Genomic DNA, 16,695 nt, shown 5'->3' on the forward strand with positions numbered 1-16,695 from the left:
ATGGTTAAATGTTTTTGGATTACAGGGTTGCCAGGTGCAGGGAAAAGCTCTATTGCTCAGTGTTTGCAGCGCAAACTTCTCGAATACGAGGTAAAGCCCATTTTGCTGGATGGGGACTCTTTACGCAATGTATTAGGGAAATCAAATTCTCACTATGATAGAGATAGCAGGGCTGAATTGGCATTTGTGTATGGTCGGTTATGCAAGTTAATGGTTTCTCAGCAGCACATTGTAATATGTGCCACAGTTTCTATGTTCGAAGAGGTAAGGGAATGGAATAGAGCAAACATACCCGGTTACTTGGAAGTTTTTATCGACGCACCCAAGTGTGTTTTGCTAAAACGAAACCAAAAAAAACTATATAGTTCAGGCGAGACTAATTTGCCGGGTGTCAATCAGAAAATTGAGTTACCAAAACAGCCAGATTTTCATTTTGTAAACGATGGTACTAAATTAATTGATTCTTATGCCGATATATTAGCTAGATGCTATAAAAATGATAGGTGGAATAAATAATATGAAAACAGAGTGGGATTATACTGGGATGGCCCAAGCTTATTTAAAGAGGCCAGATTATTCCGATATAGCATTGGAACGACTATTTGAGATCTCTTCATTAAGAGATAAATCAGTTGTGTGTGATGTTGGGGCTGGTGTCGCTCATTTAACACTAAAACTACTCAGGAGCGGTTTTGAGGTAATAGCTGTAGAGCCTAATGAGGATATGCGTCAACTTGGTATCCAAAGAACCTCAGAGTTTGATGTTAAATGGTGCGAAGGTGTTGGGGAAAATACGAGGCAGAGCCCAAAAACGTTTGATCTGGTAACTTTTGGGTCTTCGTTCAACGTTTGTGATCGCCAAAAAGCATTAGTTGAAAGTAAGCGGATACTAAGAGATGAAGGGTGGTTCGCGGCTATGTGGAACCACCGGGACTTAACTGATCCGATTCAAGCTGAAATTGAGTCGATAATTAAAAGTGTTGTTGAGGGGTATGGGTACGGCTCTCGCAGAGAAGATCAAACTGAAGAAATTAAACGAAGTGGGTTATTTCAAAATGTTAGGTATATTGAGGGGGCTGTTGAGCACGTGATGTCAAAAAAAGACATAATTGAAGCTTGGAAATCACATGCTACTTTAGAACGGCAAGCCAAAGGTGATTTTATGACAGTGATTGATAAAGTGAGTTCTTTTATCAATGAGTTGCCTAAAGAAAATATAGTCGTTCCTTATACAACGAGGATTTGGGCGGCGCAGTTAAATTAACTAAGTATCGTAATAGTTGTAGATTCATTGTTTAAGGCAAACTTGTGATTAAATTTTCAACGAAAGGGCAAACACTACTTGAACTTCAACCAAATTTAAAATCAGGGAAGATTTTACCATGCGTAATTATTACATATACTGATTGGAAGAATGGGAATTTGGATTCCAATTTTCTATCGAAGCATAAGTCGCTTATTGTGAGAAGTAGTTGCTCTTTTGAAGATTGTAATAACCAATCTTCAGCTGGGAAGTATTTGTCAATTGCTGGGATAACTACAATTCAAGCATTAAATATGGCCGTAGAAAAAGTTTTCTCTAGTTACCGTGAAAATTTAAAAGACTCTGAACAAGTACTAATTCAACCACAACTAGTAAATGTTGAAAAATGTGGGGTATTTTTTACATATAACCAATCTAATAACAGTGATTATTATGTTATAAATTACGATACGACTGGTCGAACGGATTCAATTACAAGTGGTGACGGCAAGGATTACGTTACTTGTTATGTGAGTAAAAACACAAAACCTAAAAGTGAAACTGCACGTGAATTAATAGCGTTAGCCGATGAATTAAGCACACTATTGGGAAAAGATAATCTTGATATCGAATTTGCTATTGATACTGACCAAACCCTTTGGTTGCTGCAAGTGCGTCCTTTGGTCATAAAAAAACCAGAAGCTAAAGCTACTGATGAAGTTTTTCGAGCAAAGAAGCGAATAAAAAATCAGATTAATCTGTTAAATGCACCTCACCCTTATTTATACGGGCAACGAAGTATATTTGGTGTTATGCCCGACTGGAATCCTGCTGAAATTATCGGTGTGCGACCCAAACCTCTTTCATTAAGTTTATATCGAGAGCTAGTTACCGATAATATTTGGGCGTATCAAAGGAATAACTATGGGTATCTAAACTTGCGTAGTTTTCCTCTTTTAGTCAGCTTTTGTGGTCAACCCTACATAGACGTTAGAGTGAGTTTTAATTCGTTTGTTCCAAAAGACACGCCACCAGAGCTAGCGGAAAAATTGGTAGACTATTATTTAGATCAGTTAGAAAGTAAGCCAATATATCACGATAAAATAGAGTTTAATATTGTCCTGTCTTGTTATTCTCTAGATATGAACAACAAGATGGAGAAATTACGTAATGCCGGTTTTTCGGATTTTGAAGTAGCCACCTTATCAACGTCTTTAAGGGAGTTAACGAACCGAATAATAGATTCGCGAACTGGATTATGGATTCAAGACTTTCACAAGATAGAAAAGTTAGTCCAGCGTCAAAGTCACGTACATGAGAAAATTACAGATATACGGCAGAGAATTTACTGGCAGTTAGAAGACTGTAAGCGCTATGGTACTCTGCCATTCGCAGGTTTAGCTAGAGCAGCATTTATTGCTGTCCAGTTATTACGTTCTATGGTTGCAGAGAGGGTATTGACAGAGCATGATTACGAACGATTTATGAGTAGTTTGTCAACTGTTAGCTCTCAAATGTCTGATGATTTTTCGAGTCAAAGTCGGTCAGTTTTTTTAGAAAAATATGGTCACCTGAGACCTGGAACCTATGAAATAACTTCACCTAGGTATGATGCAGCCCCTGATTTATATTTTGATTGGGATGCTCGGAAATTAGCAAATAAAGATTGCAAATTTATTTTATCAGATGAAACCAAAAGGAAGTGTGACGAATTGTTAAGCGCACATGGTATAAGTCATTCAGCCATATCATTATTTCACTTTATAAAGTCCGCAATCGAGGGGCGAGAATATGCTAAGTTTGTATTTTCAAAATCTTTGAGTAACGCCATTGAGGATATAGCTGAACTGTGTGCTCAGGTAGGATGTTCAAGGGAAGATGCAGCTTACTTAAATATTAAAGATTTACAGTCCCTTTTAGGTGCGTCTGATTGTGTTGAAGGTACGATAAGGGAGAGCATTGATAAAGGAAAGCGATTGTATGAGGTTACTCGTTTATTAGTTTTGCCACCATTAATATCTTCAGCTAGAGATGTTGACGAGTTTGAGTTACCAGCATCGGAACCTAACTTTATCACAGACAAAGTTACAACTGGACAAACTTGTAGTATTAAAAATACGTATGACTTAAAACGTAAAATAGTTTTTATACCTAACGCTGATCCGGGCTATGACTGGATTTTTTCGCACGATATAAAAGGTCTTATCACCCAATACGGTGGCTGTAATTCTCATATGGCGATAAGGGCGAGCGAACTAGGCATACCATCGGTTATTGGTGCAGGAGAGATTTTATACAAAAAATGGGAATCAGCAAAGCTTCTTGAAATCAATGCAATAAATAGAAAAGTAAGGGTTATTAGGTGACACATAAAAGTAACATGATCTTAGTAACCATGAGGCAAGACTTTGACGATAATTATTTAGAGTGTAGAGATTCAATAGACATTAGGTGGTTTGGTTTTCTAGAGCAACTTGGGTTGATACCTGTTTTAATTCCAAACAATTTAACATTAGCAGAAAAGATGATTGTTTCGAATGATTTTTGTGGTGTTTTGTTAACAGGGGGAGGGATCCACAATCCAAAAGGTGATGATCAACGAAGTGCCATTGAGCTGTGTTTGATCAAACATTGTATAGTGAATAATTTGCCTATTGTTGGAGTGTGCCGAGGGATGCAATTTATACAAAGTTATTTCGGTGTAACGCTTGAGCCTATTCAAGGCCATGTTTGCCGTCAACAACACATTACTTTTAATGGCAATATAGAATGTGTAAATAGTTTCCACGAAAATGGAACAACAAATACAGTTGCAGATTTATTGGTCTTAGGGAAAAGCAATGACAATGTTATAAAAGCAATTAGACACATAAAAAAGAAAATATATGGAATTATGTGGCACCCAGAGAGATTGGCTAAACCTACAAGAAGGGATATTAATTTATTTAAAAAATGGTTTGAAATATGACAAGAGCTGTAATTTTGGCCGCAGGACAGGGAACTCGGCTACGCCCCTATACCAATGATAAACCTAAAGCTTTAGTTGAACTATTTGGAAAAGCTTTGATCGAGCATCAGCTAGATACACTGAAGCATCTGAATATAGAAAATGTTGCAGTAGTAACTGGTTATAAAGCCGAACAGCTAGTTGACTACGGATATTGTTATCATAACCCAAACTTTGCATCTTCTAATATGGTTCAAAGCTTGTTTTGTGCTGAACGTTTTTTTGAGAGAAATGCTGATTTGTTGGTTTGCTATGGCGACATTATATACAAGCCTAAAGTACTTGAAAGCTTGTTAAATGATAAACGCGGTATATGTGTAGTTGCAGATCTGCAGTGGAAAGAGTTTTGGGAGCTTAGGATGGATAATCCGTTAGAGGATGCGGAAACTTTTAAAGTTGATTGCGGAAGGATTATTGAATTGGGAGGTAAGCCTAAGAGCTATGATGAAATCCATGCTCAGTATATAGGGTTGATTAAAATTCCAGCTTGCCAAATACATGAGATTGTAGATTTTTATCACTCGCTCGACAAAAAAGCATATTATGACGGGAAAAAGTTCTCAGATATGTATATGACGACATTTCTTCAATTATTGATAAATAACTCGTTTGAGGTTTACCCTACCTATATAAACAGAGGGTGGTTAGAAGTGGATACAGTGGCTGACTTGGAAACTTATCAGCGAACACAAGGTGTATATTAATATTTTCCTTTTATTAAACAACTGCTTAGGGGGTGACATGTTAAAAACTATAGGAGGGGTTTTAATCAGCCCAAATAAACCTTTAGAAATTGTACGAGGTATTTCTATTGGCGCATTGAAGCAAGGGCAGGTTGTTGTTCGCATACTATATGCGGGCCTTTGTCATAGTCAGCTAATGGAGGCTAGAGGCCTTCGTGGAGAAGACAAATACTTGCCGCATATGCTGGGCCACGAAGGCGTCGGAATAGTAGAGCAGGTGGGTGAAGGCGTTACCAAGGTTAAACTCGGTGATAAAGTGGTACTAGGTTGGATTAAAGGGGAAGGCTTAGATGCTGGTGGGACGCAGTATGATTCGCCGATAGGAACAATCAACGCGGGTGCGGTGACCACCTTTAGTACGTATTCTGTCGTTTCCGAAAACCGAGTGGTAAAAATACCGCAAGACTTTGATGAAAAGTTAGCCGTACTTTTAGGCTGTGCATTACCGACAGGAGCCGGTATCGTGCTCAATCAATTAAAACCGGAAGCAAACTCTAGCGTTTTAGTCATGGGGTTAGGTGGAATTGGCTTAAGCGCATTGTTAGCATTGCGGCACTTTAGCAATATCAGGGCTATTGCCGTAGATATTGAACCGACTAAATTAGAATTGGCAAAAGAATTAGGTGCGCATGAGTGCTATTTAGCGAATGAAAACGAAATATCCAAGCTAAAAAACACTTACAAAAATGGCATCGACTACGCCATTGAGGCGGCCGGTACGGTTGAAACTATAGAAACAGCGTTTGCTTTAATCAAAAGAGGTGGCCGCTGCATTTTTGCCTCACATCCAAAATTTGGTGACAAGATTTCTATCGACCCTTTTGAGTTAATTTGTGGTAAAAAAATTGAGGGGAGCTGGGGAGGAAACAGTAAACCTGATAAAGATATACCTATTATTGCCGATATTATAAACAAGTATAAATTACCTGTGCATAAAATGCTCTCTCATGAATATTCATTGGATCAAATCAATGATGCTTTGGATGATCTTGAGCAGCGTAAAATTGTCAGGGCTTTGATTACAATGAGCTAAAACATGACCACTCTAGTTGAGTTTTTTCAATTAATTGATAACCCCCTTTTGCATGACAATAAACGGGTTGTGTTCGTTAACGGTAATTTTAATACGTTGCATCCGGGGCATATACGTTTATTAAAATTTGCCAAAGAGTGTGGTGATATTTTAGTAGTAGGTATAAATGCAGATAGCATTGTCAACAATCCAACCTATTTAGCTGAGCAATACCGTGCTGAGGTTGTTTCTGCTCTTGCTTACGTAGATTTTTGTTTTATCAACCGAGACGAAATTCAAAAAGTTATTATGGCTTTAAAGCCTAACATTATGGTTAAAGGTGTTGAATATCAAAACAAAGATAACCCAGAAACGTTAGCGCTAGAAAAATTTAACGGCAAGCTTATATTTTGTTCAGGCGATGCATATTTTAATGAAGGAAGTGTGCAAAGTTCGAAATCGCAAGCACCGGTAATTAATTCGAATAAATTAAATGGTTATTTAAGCCGAAGAAATATTACCCTGAGTTCTTGTTCTGATACTGTACGGCGTTTTTCTGAATTAAACGTTGTAGTTATTGGAGACGTAATAATTGACCAATATGTGCAATGTAGTGCTGTTGGTATGTCTCAAGAAGATCCAACAATTGTTGTAACCCCAAATCAAAAATCTTTGTACCTTGGTGGCTCTGGAATTACAGCAAGCCATGCTAAAGCGATGGGAGCCAATTGCGTCAAATTATATACAGTTACAGGGGCTGATGAGTATTCCAATTATACCAAGCAGAAGCTAGCAGAATACGGAGTAGAAGTTTTTTTAAGCTCGGACGAAACTCGACCGACAAATCTTAAAACCCGCTATCGGGTCGGCAGTAAAACGATGCTTCGAGTGAATGAAGTGCGTAATCATGATATCGAAAAATCATTGCAAAAGCAGATAATAAAACAATTGGAATCTGAAATTAATAATGTTGATGTATTAATCTTTTCAGATTTTAATTACGGCGTGCTGCCACAAACGCTGGTTGATCAAATTATACAACTTTGCATCGAAAATAACGTTATCATGGCTGCAGATAGCCAATCGTCTTCACAGGTTGGCGACATCTCTAGATTCTCACATGTCGATATTATTACACCCACTGAACGAGAAGCCCGATTAGCGTTAAACAACGCTAAAGATGGTTTGGTTGTCCTATCTGAAAAACTTCGGCAAAAATGTGATGCCAAGCATGTAGTTGTAACATTGGCGGAAAACGGTGCTTTTTTACATAAACCTTTAACGAATGCAGTTAACGGTGATCTATGGGTAAACGACAAAATTGCGGCTTTAGCCGAGAAAGTTGAAGATCCCGCAGGCGCTGGTGATTGTTTTTTAGCGGCAGCAACTTTATCTTTAGCTGTTGGTGCAGATTTTTGGCATGCCTCTTTTGTCGGTGCTGTTGCTGCTGCTTGCCAAGTAAGTCGCGTAGGCAATACACCTTTACAACAATCTGAGTTAGATAATGCATTGAGCGAGGTTAAGTAATGGCGATTAATACCGCTATATTGCTGGCCGCAGGGTTGGGTTCTCGTTTACAGCCTCTCACCAATTCTGTTCCGAAATGCTTGGTGCCTATTGCTGGCAAACCACTTTTATATTACTGGTTTGATAATTTGATTGCGCAAGGTATTAAAAATATCTATGTAAATACCTACTATTTAGCGGATAAAGTGCGCTTGGCTATAAATTTATACGCACAAAACAGTTACATCACCGTTGTTGATGAAGCTGAATTAGCTGGCACAGCTGGCTCAGTGAAAAACATTGTTTCTAGTTTTAATTTGGTTGCTGAGGATGTGTTGATTGCACATGCTGATAACTTGTGCTTTTGTGATTGGGAAGACTTCTTTAACTTTCACCTTGAAAGAGATAGACATATAGATGTTACCATGATGGCGTTTCATACTGATTCACCACAAACATGTGGGATATTAGAGTTGTATGCGGATAAAAGGATAAAGGCATTTCATGAAAAAGTTGACAATCCACCAGGAAATTTAGCAAATGGTGCCGTTTATCTGTTTTCGGAAAAAGCTCTCGTTAGCTTTTTAAATTGTTCTTTAACAAAGCCGGATATTAGTTTAGATATTATACCAACAATCTTAGAGCGTATTCACGTTTGGGAAAATACCACTTATTTAAGAGATATTGGTAATCCAAACGCTTATGCGAAAGCACAAAAAGACGTTTACCAATTTATTTAAGACTCATAATCGTCTGTATGAAAATCAATCTGCGCTTGGCTATACTCTTCATGCTGTCCGATATCCAACCAGTATTCATGTATTGGAAAAACAGCAACTTCTTGTCCTTTATTTAAATTCATCTCTAATAAAGTTGGCATATCTAAGTAAGTATTTTCGTCAATACTTTTCACTAAAGCGGGGTTTAATACATATATTCCGGCATTAATAAAATAAGATTTTGTTGGTTTTTCTGTTATTCCTGTAAGTGTATTGTCGTTATATTCCACAACTCCATAGGGTATCTGATAAGTTTCGTGTTTAATACACATGGTTGCTATGGCTTGGCTTTTTGCGTGAAAGTCAATTAACTTTGTAAAATCAACTTTTGTTAATAAGTCCCCATTCATCACTATCATGGGAGCTTGTATATTTTGCTGTTTGACTAAACTTAAACCGCCGGCAGTCCCCAGTGGCGTTTCTTCATGTACATAGGTTATCTGTACCCCCCACTTACGCCCGTCACCAAAATGCGCTACGATTTTTTCAGGTAAATAATGTGTGGAAATAAAAAAATTATAAAACCCTGCGTTTATAAACCTGAGTAAAATTAATTCTAAAATAGGTTTTGAGCCGATTTTTAATAGTGGTTTTGGGCAGTTTTCAGTTAATGGCCTGAGTCTTTTACCAAACCCTCCGGCCATTAAAAACACAGGGTTGTTATAGGTTTTTTTTCGTAAGCTTGGGTAAATAAATAAATCAACCAGTTTGCCATCTTTCAAAATCGGTAAGTGTCTAATACCGTGTTGCAATAAAAACTCGATGCGCTGAGTTTCGCTGCTGCTTGTATCAAGGGCCAGTGGTTTTGTATTCATAATATTTACCACAGGATCAGACAATAAATGATTATTTATTAAGCCGCGACGAATATCACCATCCGTGACAACTCCAACGAGTTTCTGTTGACTGCTTATAACTAATGCTACCTGCAATGTTGATTTATCAATTACTTTCATTGCATCTAATATTGTTGAATCTTCAGAGACTAACGTTTTGTGCCAATCTTTAACCATGTGATACCACGCGAATTAATAGGTCATTTTTTTCTTTAACAATTGATCTTTATCAAAGCTGTTAGCTAGTATATCGGCAATGTTTTCACCAGCATTACCCGTACCATACGGATTTTTTATCTTTTGACATGATTTAATAAAAGTTTTATCAAATAAGCACTGTTTAATTGCTTGGTAGATATCTTCTGGTGAATAACTGGTGTTGATGACGTTGGAGGCTTGAAGTCTTCCAGCTTGGCGCGTGCCGATATTAACGGTCGGGCAGTTAAATGCTGGTGTTTCTTTGATTCCAGAAGACGAATTTCCGACACATGTTATTTTCCAATCGTGTTTTGCTAAATTTAAAAGTCCGTAATAACGTTTTTGACCCAAGCTTTTTAGACATATTGTGTTTTCAGATTTCTTAGCAAATTCTTCAATTTTTTCAATGATAGCTTCACAGCCTATATCGTCATTTGGGTAGGTTAAAAAGATTTTGCAGTTTGTTTCAGCCATCACCTTTTGTAATGCTGTTAAGGCGCTTTGTATTTGCTCTTTAGATTTTTGGTATTCGGTTGTCACCGAATGTTGTGTAAAAACTATTATGGGTTGATTTGCATCTAAATTAAATTCATTTTGGATTTCAGTTTTAGAGTAAAATAGCTTTTTATTGATTGTATCAATAGCGGAAAAACCAACATTGAATACTCTCCAGGCCTCTTCACCTAGTTTCAACACTCGATTTTTTGCCTCTTCATTTGTTGTAAAGTGTAAGTGAGATAGCTTTGTCATCGCATGTCTGACTGAATCATCTAAAGCGCCACCTTCGGTTAAATCACCTCCTTCCATGTGGGCGACCGGTATGCTCATTTGAGACGCTGCTATCACGGCTGCAAACCCTTCGTACCTGTCCGCATAAACGATTAAAAAGTCAGGTTGTAACTTTTCTAAAGCATGAGAGAATTTTTGTATGCCATCACCAATAGCAAATGGAGTAGAAGCGGCGCAAGACGTAATTTTGGCTAACTCTATTTCACACGCAACATTGAATCCAGCTTGCGCAATTTCATTTTTTGAAGCATCAAAAACATGACTAACGTGAGCACCTGAAACAATCAATGAAACTTTAAATGTTGAGCGCTTATTTAACGCTTCGATAACTGGTTTAAGAAGGCCAAACTCGGCCCTGTTACCGGTAAAAACCGCGATATGTTTATTCATGACTATTCACTTTTATTGTTTTTAAGCCCGCTGATATATCCATTTGGGGTATCCAGTTTAATGCTTGCATCGCTTTTTTGTTGCAGATGTATTGCGACGAAGTCGTTGTCGAGTGACCTTTCAAAATCGGTGTAGCATTGTGAATTTTGAACAACTGGTTTGCTATTTCCGATACTGAATACGATTGTCCAGCAGAGATATTATATAAGCCGTTGACGTTTATTTTTAATGCTTGAGTTATGGCTGTGCAGACATCGGTGATATGGATATAGTCTCTTGTATGTGCCGTGTTTCGCAAAGTGACGGTTGGGGCACTTAGTTGGTTCAAGATATCCGCAAACAAACAATCTTGTTTCATTGTACCGCCATACACATTACTAAGCCGACAAATAACATATTCTGGAAAGTGTTTTTGAATAAATTGCTCGCAGGTTATTTTATTTCTCGTATATATGTGACTTGATACAAGATCCGAATCCGCTTCCATTGCAGGCGTATTGCCAGTCTCACCATATACTGCTGTTGATGATACGTAGATTATTTTATTAAAACCGAGGAACAATAATTTTTTTAGTGCCGCAAGATTTTGCTGGATATATCGCTCACCGAGCTGGTTTGCTTGCGTTATATTGGCACACTCTCCAAGATGGATAAGTGTATCTTCTTTATTTATTTGGAGCAGGCTGCCGGTTGACTCCGGTTCGTCTATTCTTATTCTAATGGTGTTATATTGAATGGATTGCTTATTCAAATGTTTACAAAGCGCAGAACCTATATATCCACTTGCTCCTGATATATACAGCATAATTAAACGAAGTCTCTATAGCTTAAATGAGTACCAGTGGGGATATTTTTAATGGTTGTTTTCCCCAATACATTTTCAAAATCTTTGGCTAGTATTTCACCCGTACCGGGTCTTTTAACCCAAACGTTAGTTTTATCAAGCGTCTCGCCGGCATTTATATCTTTAATCGTGACAACCGTTGCAAATGCAAAATCAATAGTTGCTTGCTCTTCTTGAGCGGCTTCTTTTGTTCCACCTAGAGATTCATATATGAGTCGAGAACCTGTGATCAAATCTGTCAAATCAGAAGGATCCATAGAGCAAGAGATGTCTGGCCCAACTCTAGATTTGCTATCGGTAAAGTGTCGTTCTAAAATCGAAGCGCCGAGTGCAACAGCGCCTAAACAAGCATAATTTGTGGTTGTATGATCAGATAAACCAATGATGGCGTTGGGAAATGCGTGCTGCATTTGTTGCATAGCACCTAGCCGAACCAGTTTGTTTGGCGTTGGATAAATGTTTGTACAATGTAGTAAAGCGTAGTCAATTTTGTGCTTTTCAATAATTTCTACTGCTTTCGTTATAGAAGCAATATCGTTCATGCCTGTGCTTAGAATAATTGGCTTTCCAAATTGAGCAATATGCTCAATTAATGGATAATTATTGCACTCCCCTGAGCCAATTTTATATGCAGATACGCCCATTTTTTGAAGACGATCAGCAGCTGCTCTTGAAAAAGGGGTGCTGATAAAAATCATTCCTTTGCTTTCAACATACGCTTTTAGCTTTATTTCATCGGCTTCATTCAACGCACAGTTTTCCATTATTTCGTAAATGGATTCCTTGGTATGCGCAGGAATAACTTTTTTAGCTTCAGGACTCATTTCGTCATCAACAACATGAGTCTGGTGTTTAATAATTTGTGCGCCTGCTTTATAGGCAGCATCTACAAGTTTGTAGGCTTCTTCGAGACTGCCGTTGTGGTTGATTCCAATTTCAACAATAACAACTGGGGGAAACTCTGGACCTATAGGTAGATTTTCAATTTGCATATGTTTTTTATTCATCACTAAATATTATATATATTTGCTTTATATTGGCGTAAATTATCAGGGTTAGTAAACCACTCAATTGTCTTTTGCAACCCTGCATCAATTGTAACGCTATGCTCAAAACCGGTTTTTTCTTTTAGTTTGGTGTTGTCGCAGAGTAGTCGGAACACTTCCGAATTTTTCGGACGTAATCTTTGTTCATCTTGCTCTATTGTCACGTTTTTGTTCATTAGCGTGATTATTTTTTTCACAGTATCACTAATGCTGATTTCGCTATTAGAACCTAAATTAATTGTTTCACCCAAAATATTTGTTTTGTTTAATAAACTGATAAACGCGTTACAAGTATCTTCTACGTAATTGAAATCGCGCGTCGGAGCAAGGTCTCCTAATTTTAAAACTTCAGCCCCATTTGCGATTTGCGTTATTATCGATGGTATAACTGCTCGTGCAGATTGCCTTGGGCCATATGTATTAAAAGGCCGGGCTATTGTAATTGGGAGCTGGAATGCATTAAAGTAACTTACAGCCATAGCATCTGCTGCTATTTTTGATGCGCTATATGGCGACTGGGCTTGTAACGGATGATTTTCATCGATAGGTACGTATTGTGCCGTTCCATAAACCTCACTTGTCGATGTGTGTATGACTTGTGAAATGTCATTTTCTAATGCTGCTTGGCAAATATTCAAGGTGCCAGTTACATTGGTTTCCACATAGCTTTGTGGTGCGTGATATGAAAAAGGGATTGCTATCAAAGCGGCTAAATGGAATATAACATCTATATCTTTGCTGATTGTTTTGCAAAAAAATGGGTCTCTAACGTCACCACTGACAATTTCCATTTCTTTTGCAAGCGGTGAGGTATCTAACCAACCCCAGCTATTAAATGAGTTGTATTGGCATAATGCTTTAACCTGAAAACCGTTTTGAGTAAGCAATTCCGCTAAGTGAGAGCCAATAAAACCATCTGCGCCGGTTACCAAAATTTTTTTCATTATATTCCTTAGATATTTTAGATTTAGGTAGACTTATATATAATTCAGGTTTATGTCAAGCAACAAACTATAAGCGTAATTATTATAACTTGGAGATACATCATTGACGAGGTTATATTTGCAATCACAACATTGAGAAAATTAATAGTTTGCTTGTCGTAATACTAGACAACAAACGTTGAGGAGACGCATTACAATACTTACTTTCCTTAACATACGGTTTGCAGTGTTATTGATATTTTGAAAGCCGTTAAGAACTTAATATAGGGGTTTACTCTGAAAAAAATAATCACATTCGGCACGTTTGATGTTTTCCATGTGGGACATATAAACATATTAGAGAGAGCAGCAGCTTTGGGGAACCATTTAACAGTTGGTGTGTCAACCGATGCGCTAAATTATGATAAAAAACAGCGTTATCCAATTTATGAACAATCAGCCAGAGTGAAAATAATTTCGTCACTTCAATTTGTTGATGCCGTTTTTTTAGAGCATTCTTTGGATATGAAAGCTGAATATTTGCGCCAGCATCAGGCTGACATTTTGGTAATGGGTGATGATTGGCAAGGAAAGTTTGATTGTTTCAAAGATATTTGTGAAGTTATATACTTGCCGCGCACGCCCTCTATTTCAACTACTGAAATTATAGAGGTTGTGCACTCACTATCTAAATAACTTATGCCATAAATTTGGTTTTTGTTATTTGTCAATTTCTCAGTTATGCTATACTGTACAAATATCACTCAATGCATTGAAGTAGTTTAAGGATGCGGTTATGGCTATTAACAATATTTCGTCTGGCGCTAATGCCAATTTTTTAGACCAGATTAATCGAAAACAAGACACTATTTTTGAGCAATTGTCGTCTGGTAAAAAAGTTAATAAAGCGGCAGATGCTGCGGCCGCCCAACAGATCATAGAACGACTTTCTTCTGAATCAAACGCCTATCAACAATCTGTGCGTAATGCGTACGATGGTATTTCATTATCACAAGTAGCGGATGGAGCATTGCAAGGCATCAACGATGATGCACAGCGAATCAGAGAGCTTACCCAACAAGCAGGTAGTGGGATATTAACTGATGCAGACCGACAGGCAATTCAGTCTGAAATTTCCGGTTTACAGCAAAATATTCAAAGCACAATTGAAAATACCGAATTTAACGGTCAGTCATTATTTACCCAAGACAATGAGTTTTCTTTCCAGGTTGGCTCGGGAGCAGGGCAGTCTCGTTCGGTAAATACATCTGATTTAGCGTCACAGTTATCTGGTTTACAAAATATTGATGTCACTTCAGGAAATATTGATACAGCATTAGAGTCAATCGACAGCGCAATTGAGTTCGTCGGTTCAGAGCGAGGCAGTTTAGGCGCAACAGCCAATGCATTTGAATCTGCCATCAATAACCTAAATACGACAAACGAAAATGTACAAGCTGCCCGTAGTCGTTTACAGGATACTGATTATGCACAGGCTACCGCTGATCAAGCAGCAAATGATATTTTAAGCCAAAGCTCCAATATCGTTGCGGCGCAAGCTCGGCAACAACAAGAGTCTGTATTAAGTTTGCTGAGTTAAGCAAAAAATCATTCATATATAACGTAAAAGCAGTGCGCTCATCCCGTGCTGCTTTTTCTTTTTATTGCCTCGCATTGTCTTAAACACTTGCTGACTATTTACTTCATTTTACGCTAATTACAAAAAATTGACGTTTTTTTTATGCTTTGCTGGATTAATCCGCCTTTTTCGTCAATAATTCATCCAAGCCTGAATAAAACAACAATAAATTGACATAGATGCCTTCTGAACGACGAATATTATTAATCGATAGTAAAAACGAATCGCTAGAGCAGTTTAAAACTATCTTGCAGTTTATTGATGAAGATTATGATTGGGTATTGCCTGAAGAAGCAGCTCAACATTTAAAGCAACATCAAAACTGGAAGGCCGTTTTGCTCGGTGCTGGTGTTAAGAATATTGACGATAGCCAAAAGCTGATTAACTCAGCCCCTGAGCTACCTTTTATTGTTCAGGAAAGCGTTTCTGAGCTCACTGCATTTGCCAATGTCGTTGCGGCGATCAATGGTAGTATCAATTACGCGCAATTTACCCATGCACTGCATCACTGCGAAAGTTATTTGCGCAATAAGCCGGGCAGATCGGTTTCCAGCAGTAAAGATTTACTACACACCTTAGTTGGCAAAAGCCAAGAGATGCAAACTGTACGTAAACTCATTGAGCAAGTGTCACCAACCGATGCAAACGTACTTGTATTAGGTGAATCCGGTACAGGTAAAGAAGTCGTGGCACAATCTATCCATAGATTGTCTAAACGAGCGAAAGGCCCTTTTGTGCCAGTTAACTGTGGCGCAATACCCGGCGAGCTGTTAGAAAGTGAATTGTTTGGTCATGAAAAAGGCGCTTTTACCGGCGCAATTAGTGCACGTAAAGGGCGTTTCGAGTTAGCTCAGGGTGGCACATTATTTTTAGATGAAATCGGCGATATGCCACTGCCGATGCAGGTTAAATTGCTTCGCGTATTGCAAGAACGTGTTTTTGAGCGGGTCGGTTCAGCGACACAAGTTAAAGCAGACGTTCGGGTTGTTGCTGCCACACACAGAGAGTTAGAACAATTAGTTGAAGACGGTAAATTTAGGGAAGACTTGTTTTATCGTTTAAATGTATTTCCGATTGAAACCCCGGCACTGCGTGAGCGGCGAGAAGATATCCCTTTGTTGGCCCAGGAGCTCATTAATCGATTGGCTGAACGTGAAGGTGAGTCAGTTAAATTAACCGACAATGCATACCAGTCATTAATGGAACATAAATGGTCGGGTAATGTGCGAGAGCTGGCTAATTTATTAGAGCGCTTAACCATTTTATATCCCAATCAAATTGTGGATGTGGCCGATTTACCTGCTAAATATCAACATATTGAAGTAGAGGCATTTGAACCTGAATACCCTGAGTCAATGTTAGAGCGTGAGGCGCTTAACGATTTGTTTGGTTCTTCTGAAGAAGATTATGACGAAGAAGACGACTTTAATGATGTTGGCTTAATGACAAGCTTACCCGATGAAGGTATCAATCTTAAAGAATACCTTGCTGAGTTAGAAATTAATTTAATTAATCAAGCGCTTGATTTCCACGATGGTGTGGTTGCAAGAGCTGCCGAAATGTTAGGAATGCGGCGGACAACATTGGTCGAAAAAATGCGTAAATATGGTTTGAACCAAGCCTAATTCATTTTTGCTTAAATAAATTTACCGAGTAAGATTTAAAGCTGTGTCATATTAATGACGCAGCTTTTTTGTTTTAATTGTTTGATTTTAAAGATAAATAAAGTTGGCACTTTGA

The 16,695-nt window shown here is 38.1% G+C and carries 16 protein-coding genes; 11 read left to right on the forward strand and 5 right to left on the reverse strand.

Going from position 1 to position 16,695, the window contains the following annotated elements; translation table 11 throughout:
- Genes FNT16_RS11795 through FNT16_RS11830 form a run of 8 tightly spaced genes read left to right on the forward strand, consistent with a single transcriptional unit; the run spans nucleotide 1 to nucleotide 8,251 of the window.
- Complete coding sequence (locus FNT16_RS11795) at nucleotides 1–516, forward strand: adenylyl-sulfate kinase (protein ID WP_143871771.1); 516 nt, start codon at nucleotides 1–3, stop codon at nucleotides 514–516.
- A 1-nt stretch (nucleotide 517) separates the two neighbouring features.
- A complete protein-coding gene (locus FNT16_RS11800) occupies nucleotides 518–1,264 on the forward strand; it encodes a class I SAM-dependent methyltransferase (protein WP_143871772.1) in 747 nt (248 codons plus the stop codon).
- Between the two features lie 44 nt (nucleotides 1,265–1,308).
- Nucleotides 1,309–3,609, forward strand: coding sequence for a PEP-utilizing enzyme (locus tag FNT16_RS11805; RefSeq protein WP_221935024.1), 2,301 nt, complete (start codon nucleotides 1,309–1,311; stop codon nucleotides 3,607–3,609).
- A complete protein-coding gene (locus tag FNT16_RS11810; RefSeq protein ID WP_143871773.1) occupies nucleotides 3,606–4,211 on the forward strand; it encodes a gamma-glutamyl-gamma-aminobutyrate hydrolase family protein in 606 nt (201 codons plus the stop codon). The genes FNT16_RS11805 and FNT16_RS11810 overlap by 4 nt, the downstream gene beginning before the upstream one ends.
- Complete coding sequence (locus FNT16_RS11815) at nucleotides 4,208–4,954, forward strand: phosphocholine cytidylyltransferase family protein (protein ID WP_143871774.1); 747 nt, start codon at nucleotides 4,208–4,210, stop codon at nucleotides 4,952–4,954. Before FNT16_RS11810 ends, FNT16_RS11815 begins: the two co-directional genes overlap by 4 nt.
- 37 nt (nucleotides 4,955–4,991) lie before the next feature.
- Entirely contained in the window at nucleotides 4,992–6,026 is a 1,035-nt protein-coding gene (locus tag FNT16_RS11820) for an alcohol dehydrogenase catalytic domain-containing protein (protein ID WP_143871775.1), read from the forward strand.
- A 3-nt stretch (nucleotides 6,027–6,029) separates the two neighbouring features.
- Nucleotides 6,030–7,532, forward strand: a complete 1,503-nt coding sequence (locus tag FNT16_RS11825; RefSeq protein WP_143871776.1) for a PfkB family carbohydrate kinase — start codon at nucleotides 6,030–6,032, stop codon at nucleotides 7,530–7,532.
- Complete coding sequence (locus FNT16_RS11830; RefSeq protein ID WP_143871777.1) at nucleotides 7,532–8,251, forward strand: nucleotidyltransferase family protein; 720 nt, start codon at nucleotides 7,532–7,534, stop codon at nucleotides 8,249–8,251. Before FNT16_RS11825 ends, FNT16_RS11830 begins: the two co-directional genes overlap by 1 nt.
- Here the strand turns inward: FNT16_RS11830 and FNT16_RS11835 are convergent.
- Genes FNT16_RS11835 through FNT16_RS11855 form a run of 5 tightly spaced genes read right to left on the reverse strand, consistent with a single transcriptional unit; the run spans nucleotide 8,248 to nucleotide 13,337 of the window.
- A complete protein-coding gene (locus tag FNT16_RS11835) occupies nucleotides 8,248–9,303 on the reverse strand; it encodes a nucleotidyltransferase family protein (RefSeq protein ID WP_143871778.1) in 1,056 nt (351 codons plus the stop codon). The two genes, FNT16_RS11830 and FNT16_RS11835, sit on opposite strands and share 4 nt — an antisense overlap.
- A gap of 15 nt (nucleotides 9,304–9,318) precedes the next feature.
- Nucleotides 9,319–10,503 (reverse strand): UDP-N-acetylglucosamine 2-epimerase, encoded by a 1,185-nt coding sequence (gene neuC / locus FNT16_RS11840; protein WP_143871779.1) that lies wholly within the window; start codon nucleotides 10,501–10,503, stop codon nucleotides 9,319–9,321.
- Nucleotides 10,496–11,308: an NAD-dependent epimerase/dehydratase family protein gene (locus FNT16_RS11845; RefSeq protein WP_143871780.1), complete on the reverse strand. Its 813-nt coding sequence runs from the start codon at nucleotides 11,306–11,308 to the stop codon at nucleotides 10,496–10,498. Before FNT16_RS11845 ends, neuC begins: the two co-directional genes overlap by 8 nt.
- A gap of 2 nt (nucleotides 11,309–11,310) precedes the next feature.
- Nucleotides 11,311–12,339 (reverse strand): N-acetylneuraminate synthase family protein, encoded by a 1,029-nt coding sequence (locus tag FNT16_RS11850; RefSeq protein ID WP_281281858.1) that lies wholly within the window; start codon nucleotides 12,337–12,339, stop codon nucleotides 11,311–11,313.
- 17 nt (nucleotides 12,340–12,356) lie between these two features.
- Nucleotides 12,357–13,337 (reverse strand): NAD-dependent 4,6-dehydratase LegB, encoded by a 981-nt coding sequence (locus FNT16_RS11855; protein WP_143871782.1) that lies wholly within the window; start codon nucleotides 13,335–13,337, stop codon nucleotides 12,357–12,359.
- Between the two features lie 276 nt (nucleotides 13,338–13,613).
- Here FNT16_RS11855 and FNT16_RS11860 point away from each other — a divergent pair, with 276 nt between their 5' ends.
- From FNT16_RS11860 to FNT16_RS11870, 3 genes are all read left to right on the forward strand, one after another.
- Nucleotides 13,614–14,012 carry an FAD synthase family protein gene (locus FNT16_RS11860; RefSeq protein ID WP_143871783.1) on the forward strand — a complete coding sequence of 133 codons (399 nt, stop codon included), beginning with the start codon at nucleotides 13,614–13,616 and terminating at the stop codon, nucleotides 14,010–14,012.
- A gap of 100 nt (nucleotides 14,013–14,112) precedes the next feature.
- Nucleotides 14,113–14,916, forward strand: coding sequence for a flagellin N-terminal helical domain-containing protein (locus FNT16_RS11865; protein ID WP_185976586.1), 804 nt, complete (start codon nucleotides 14,113–14,115; stop codon nucleotides 14,914–14,916).
- A gap of 218 nt (nucleotides 14,917–15,134) precedes the next feature.
- Nucleotides 15,135–16,580: a sigma-54 dependent transcriptional regulator gene (locus FNT16_RS11870; protein WP_143871784.1), complete on the forward strand. Its 1,446-nt coding sequence runs from the start codon at nucleotides 15,135–15,137 to the stop codon at nucleotides 16,578–16,580.
- Nucleotides 16,581–16,695 lie beyond the last annotated feature (115 nt).

The organism is Catenovulum sediminis (assembly GCF_007289895.1).
In the GTDB taxonomy this organism is placed as follows: Bacteria; Pseudomonadota; Gammaproteobacteria; order Enterobacterales; family Alteromonadaceae; genus Catenovulum; species Catenovulum sediminis.

What these genes read in the sequence shown, in the direction of transcription:
- FNT16_RS11820 (WP_143871775.1), top strand. Translation starts at nt 4,992, where the DNA reads ATGTTAAAAACTATAGGAGGGGTTTTAATCAGCCCAAATAAACCTTTA.
- FNT16_RS11815 (WP_143871774.1), top strand. Translation starts at nt 4,208, where the DNA reads ATGACAAGAGCTGTAATTTTGGCCGCAGGACAGGGAACTCGGCTACGC.
- neuC (WP_143871779.1), bottom strand. Translation starts at nt 10,503, where the DNA reads ATGAATAAACATATCGCGGTTTTTACCGGTAACAGGGCCGAGTTTGGC.
- FNT16_RS11825 (WP_143871776.1), top strand. Translation starts at nt 6,030, where the DNA reads ATGACCACTCTAGTTGAGTTTTTTCAATTAATTGATAACCCCCTTTTG.
- FNT16_RS11850 (WP_281281858.1), bottom strand. Translation starts at nt 12,339, where the DNA reads ATGCAAATTGAAAATCTACCTATAGGTCCAGAGTTTCCCCCAGTTGTT.
- FNT16_RS11800 (WP_143871772.1), top strand. Translation starts at nt 518, where the DNA reads ATGAAAACAGAGTGGGATTATACTGGGATGGCCCAAGCTTATTTAAAG.
- FNT16_RS11845 (WP_143871780.1), bottom strand. Translation starts at nt 11,308, where the DNA reads ATGCTGTATATATCAGGAGCAAGTGGATATATAGGTTCTGCGCTTTGT.
- FNT16_RS11870 (WP_143871784.1), top strand. Translation starts at nt 15,135, where the DNA reads ATGCCTTCTGAACGACGAATATTATTAATCGATAGTAAAAACGAATCG.
- FNT16_RS11795 (WP_143871771.1), top strand. Translation starts at nt 1, where the DNA reads ATGGTTAAATGTTTTTGGATTACAGGGTTGCCAGGTGCAGGGAAAAGC.
- FNT16_RS11830 (WP_143871777.1), top strand. Translation starts at nt 7,532, where the DNA reads ATGGCGATTAATACCGCTATATTGCTGGCCGCAGGGTTGGGTTCTCGT.
- FNT16_RS11865 (WP_185976586.1), top strand. Translation starts at nt 14,113, where the DNA reads ATGGCTATTAACAATATTTCGTCTGGCGCTAATGCCAATTTTTTAGAC.
- FNT16_RS11835 (WP_143871778.1), bottom strand. Translation starts at nt 9,303, where the DNA reads ATGGTTAAAGATTGGCACAAAACGTTAGTCTCTGAAGATTCAACAATA.
- FNT16_RS11855 (WP_143871782.1), bottom strand. Translation starts at nt 13,337, where the DNA reads ATGAAAAAAATTTTGGTAACCGGCGCAGATGGTTTTATTGGCTCTCAC.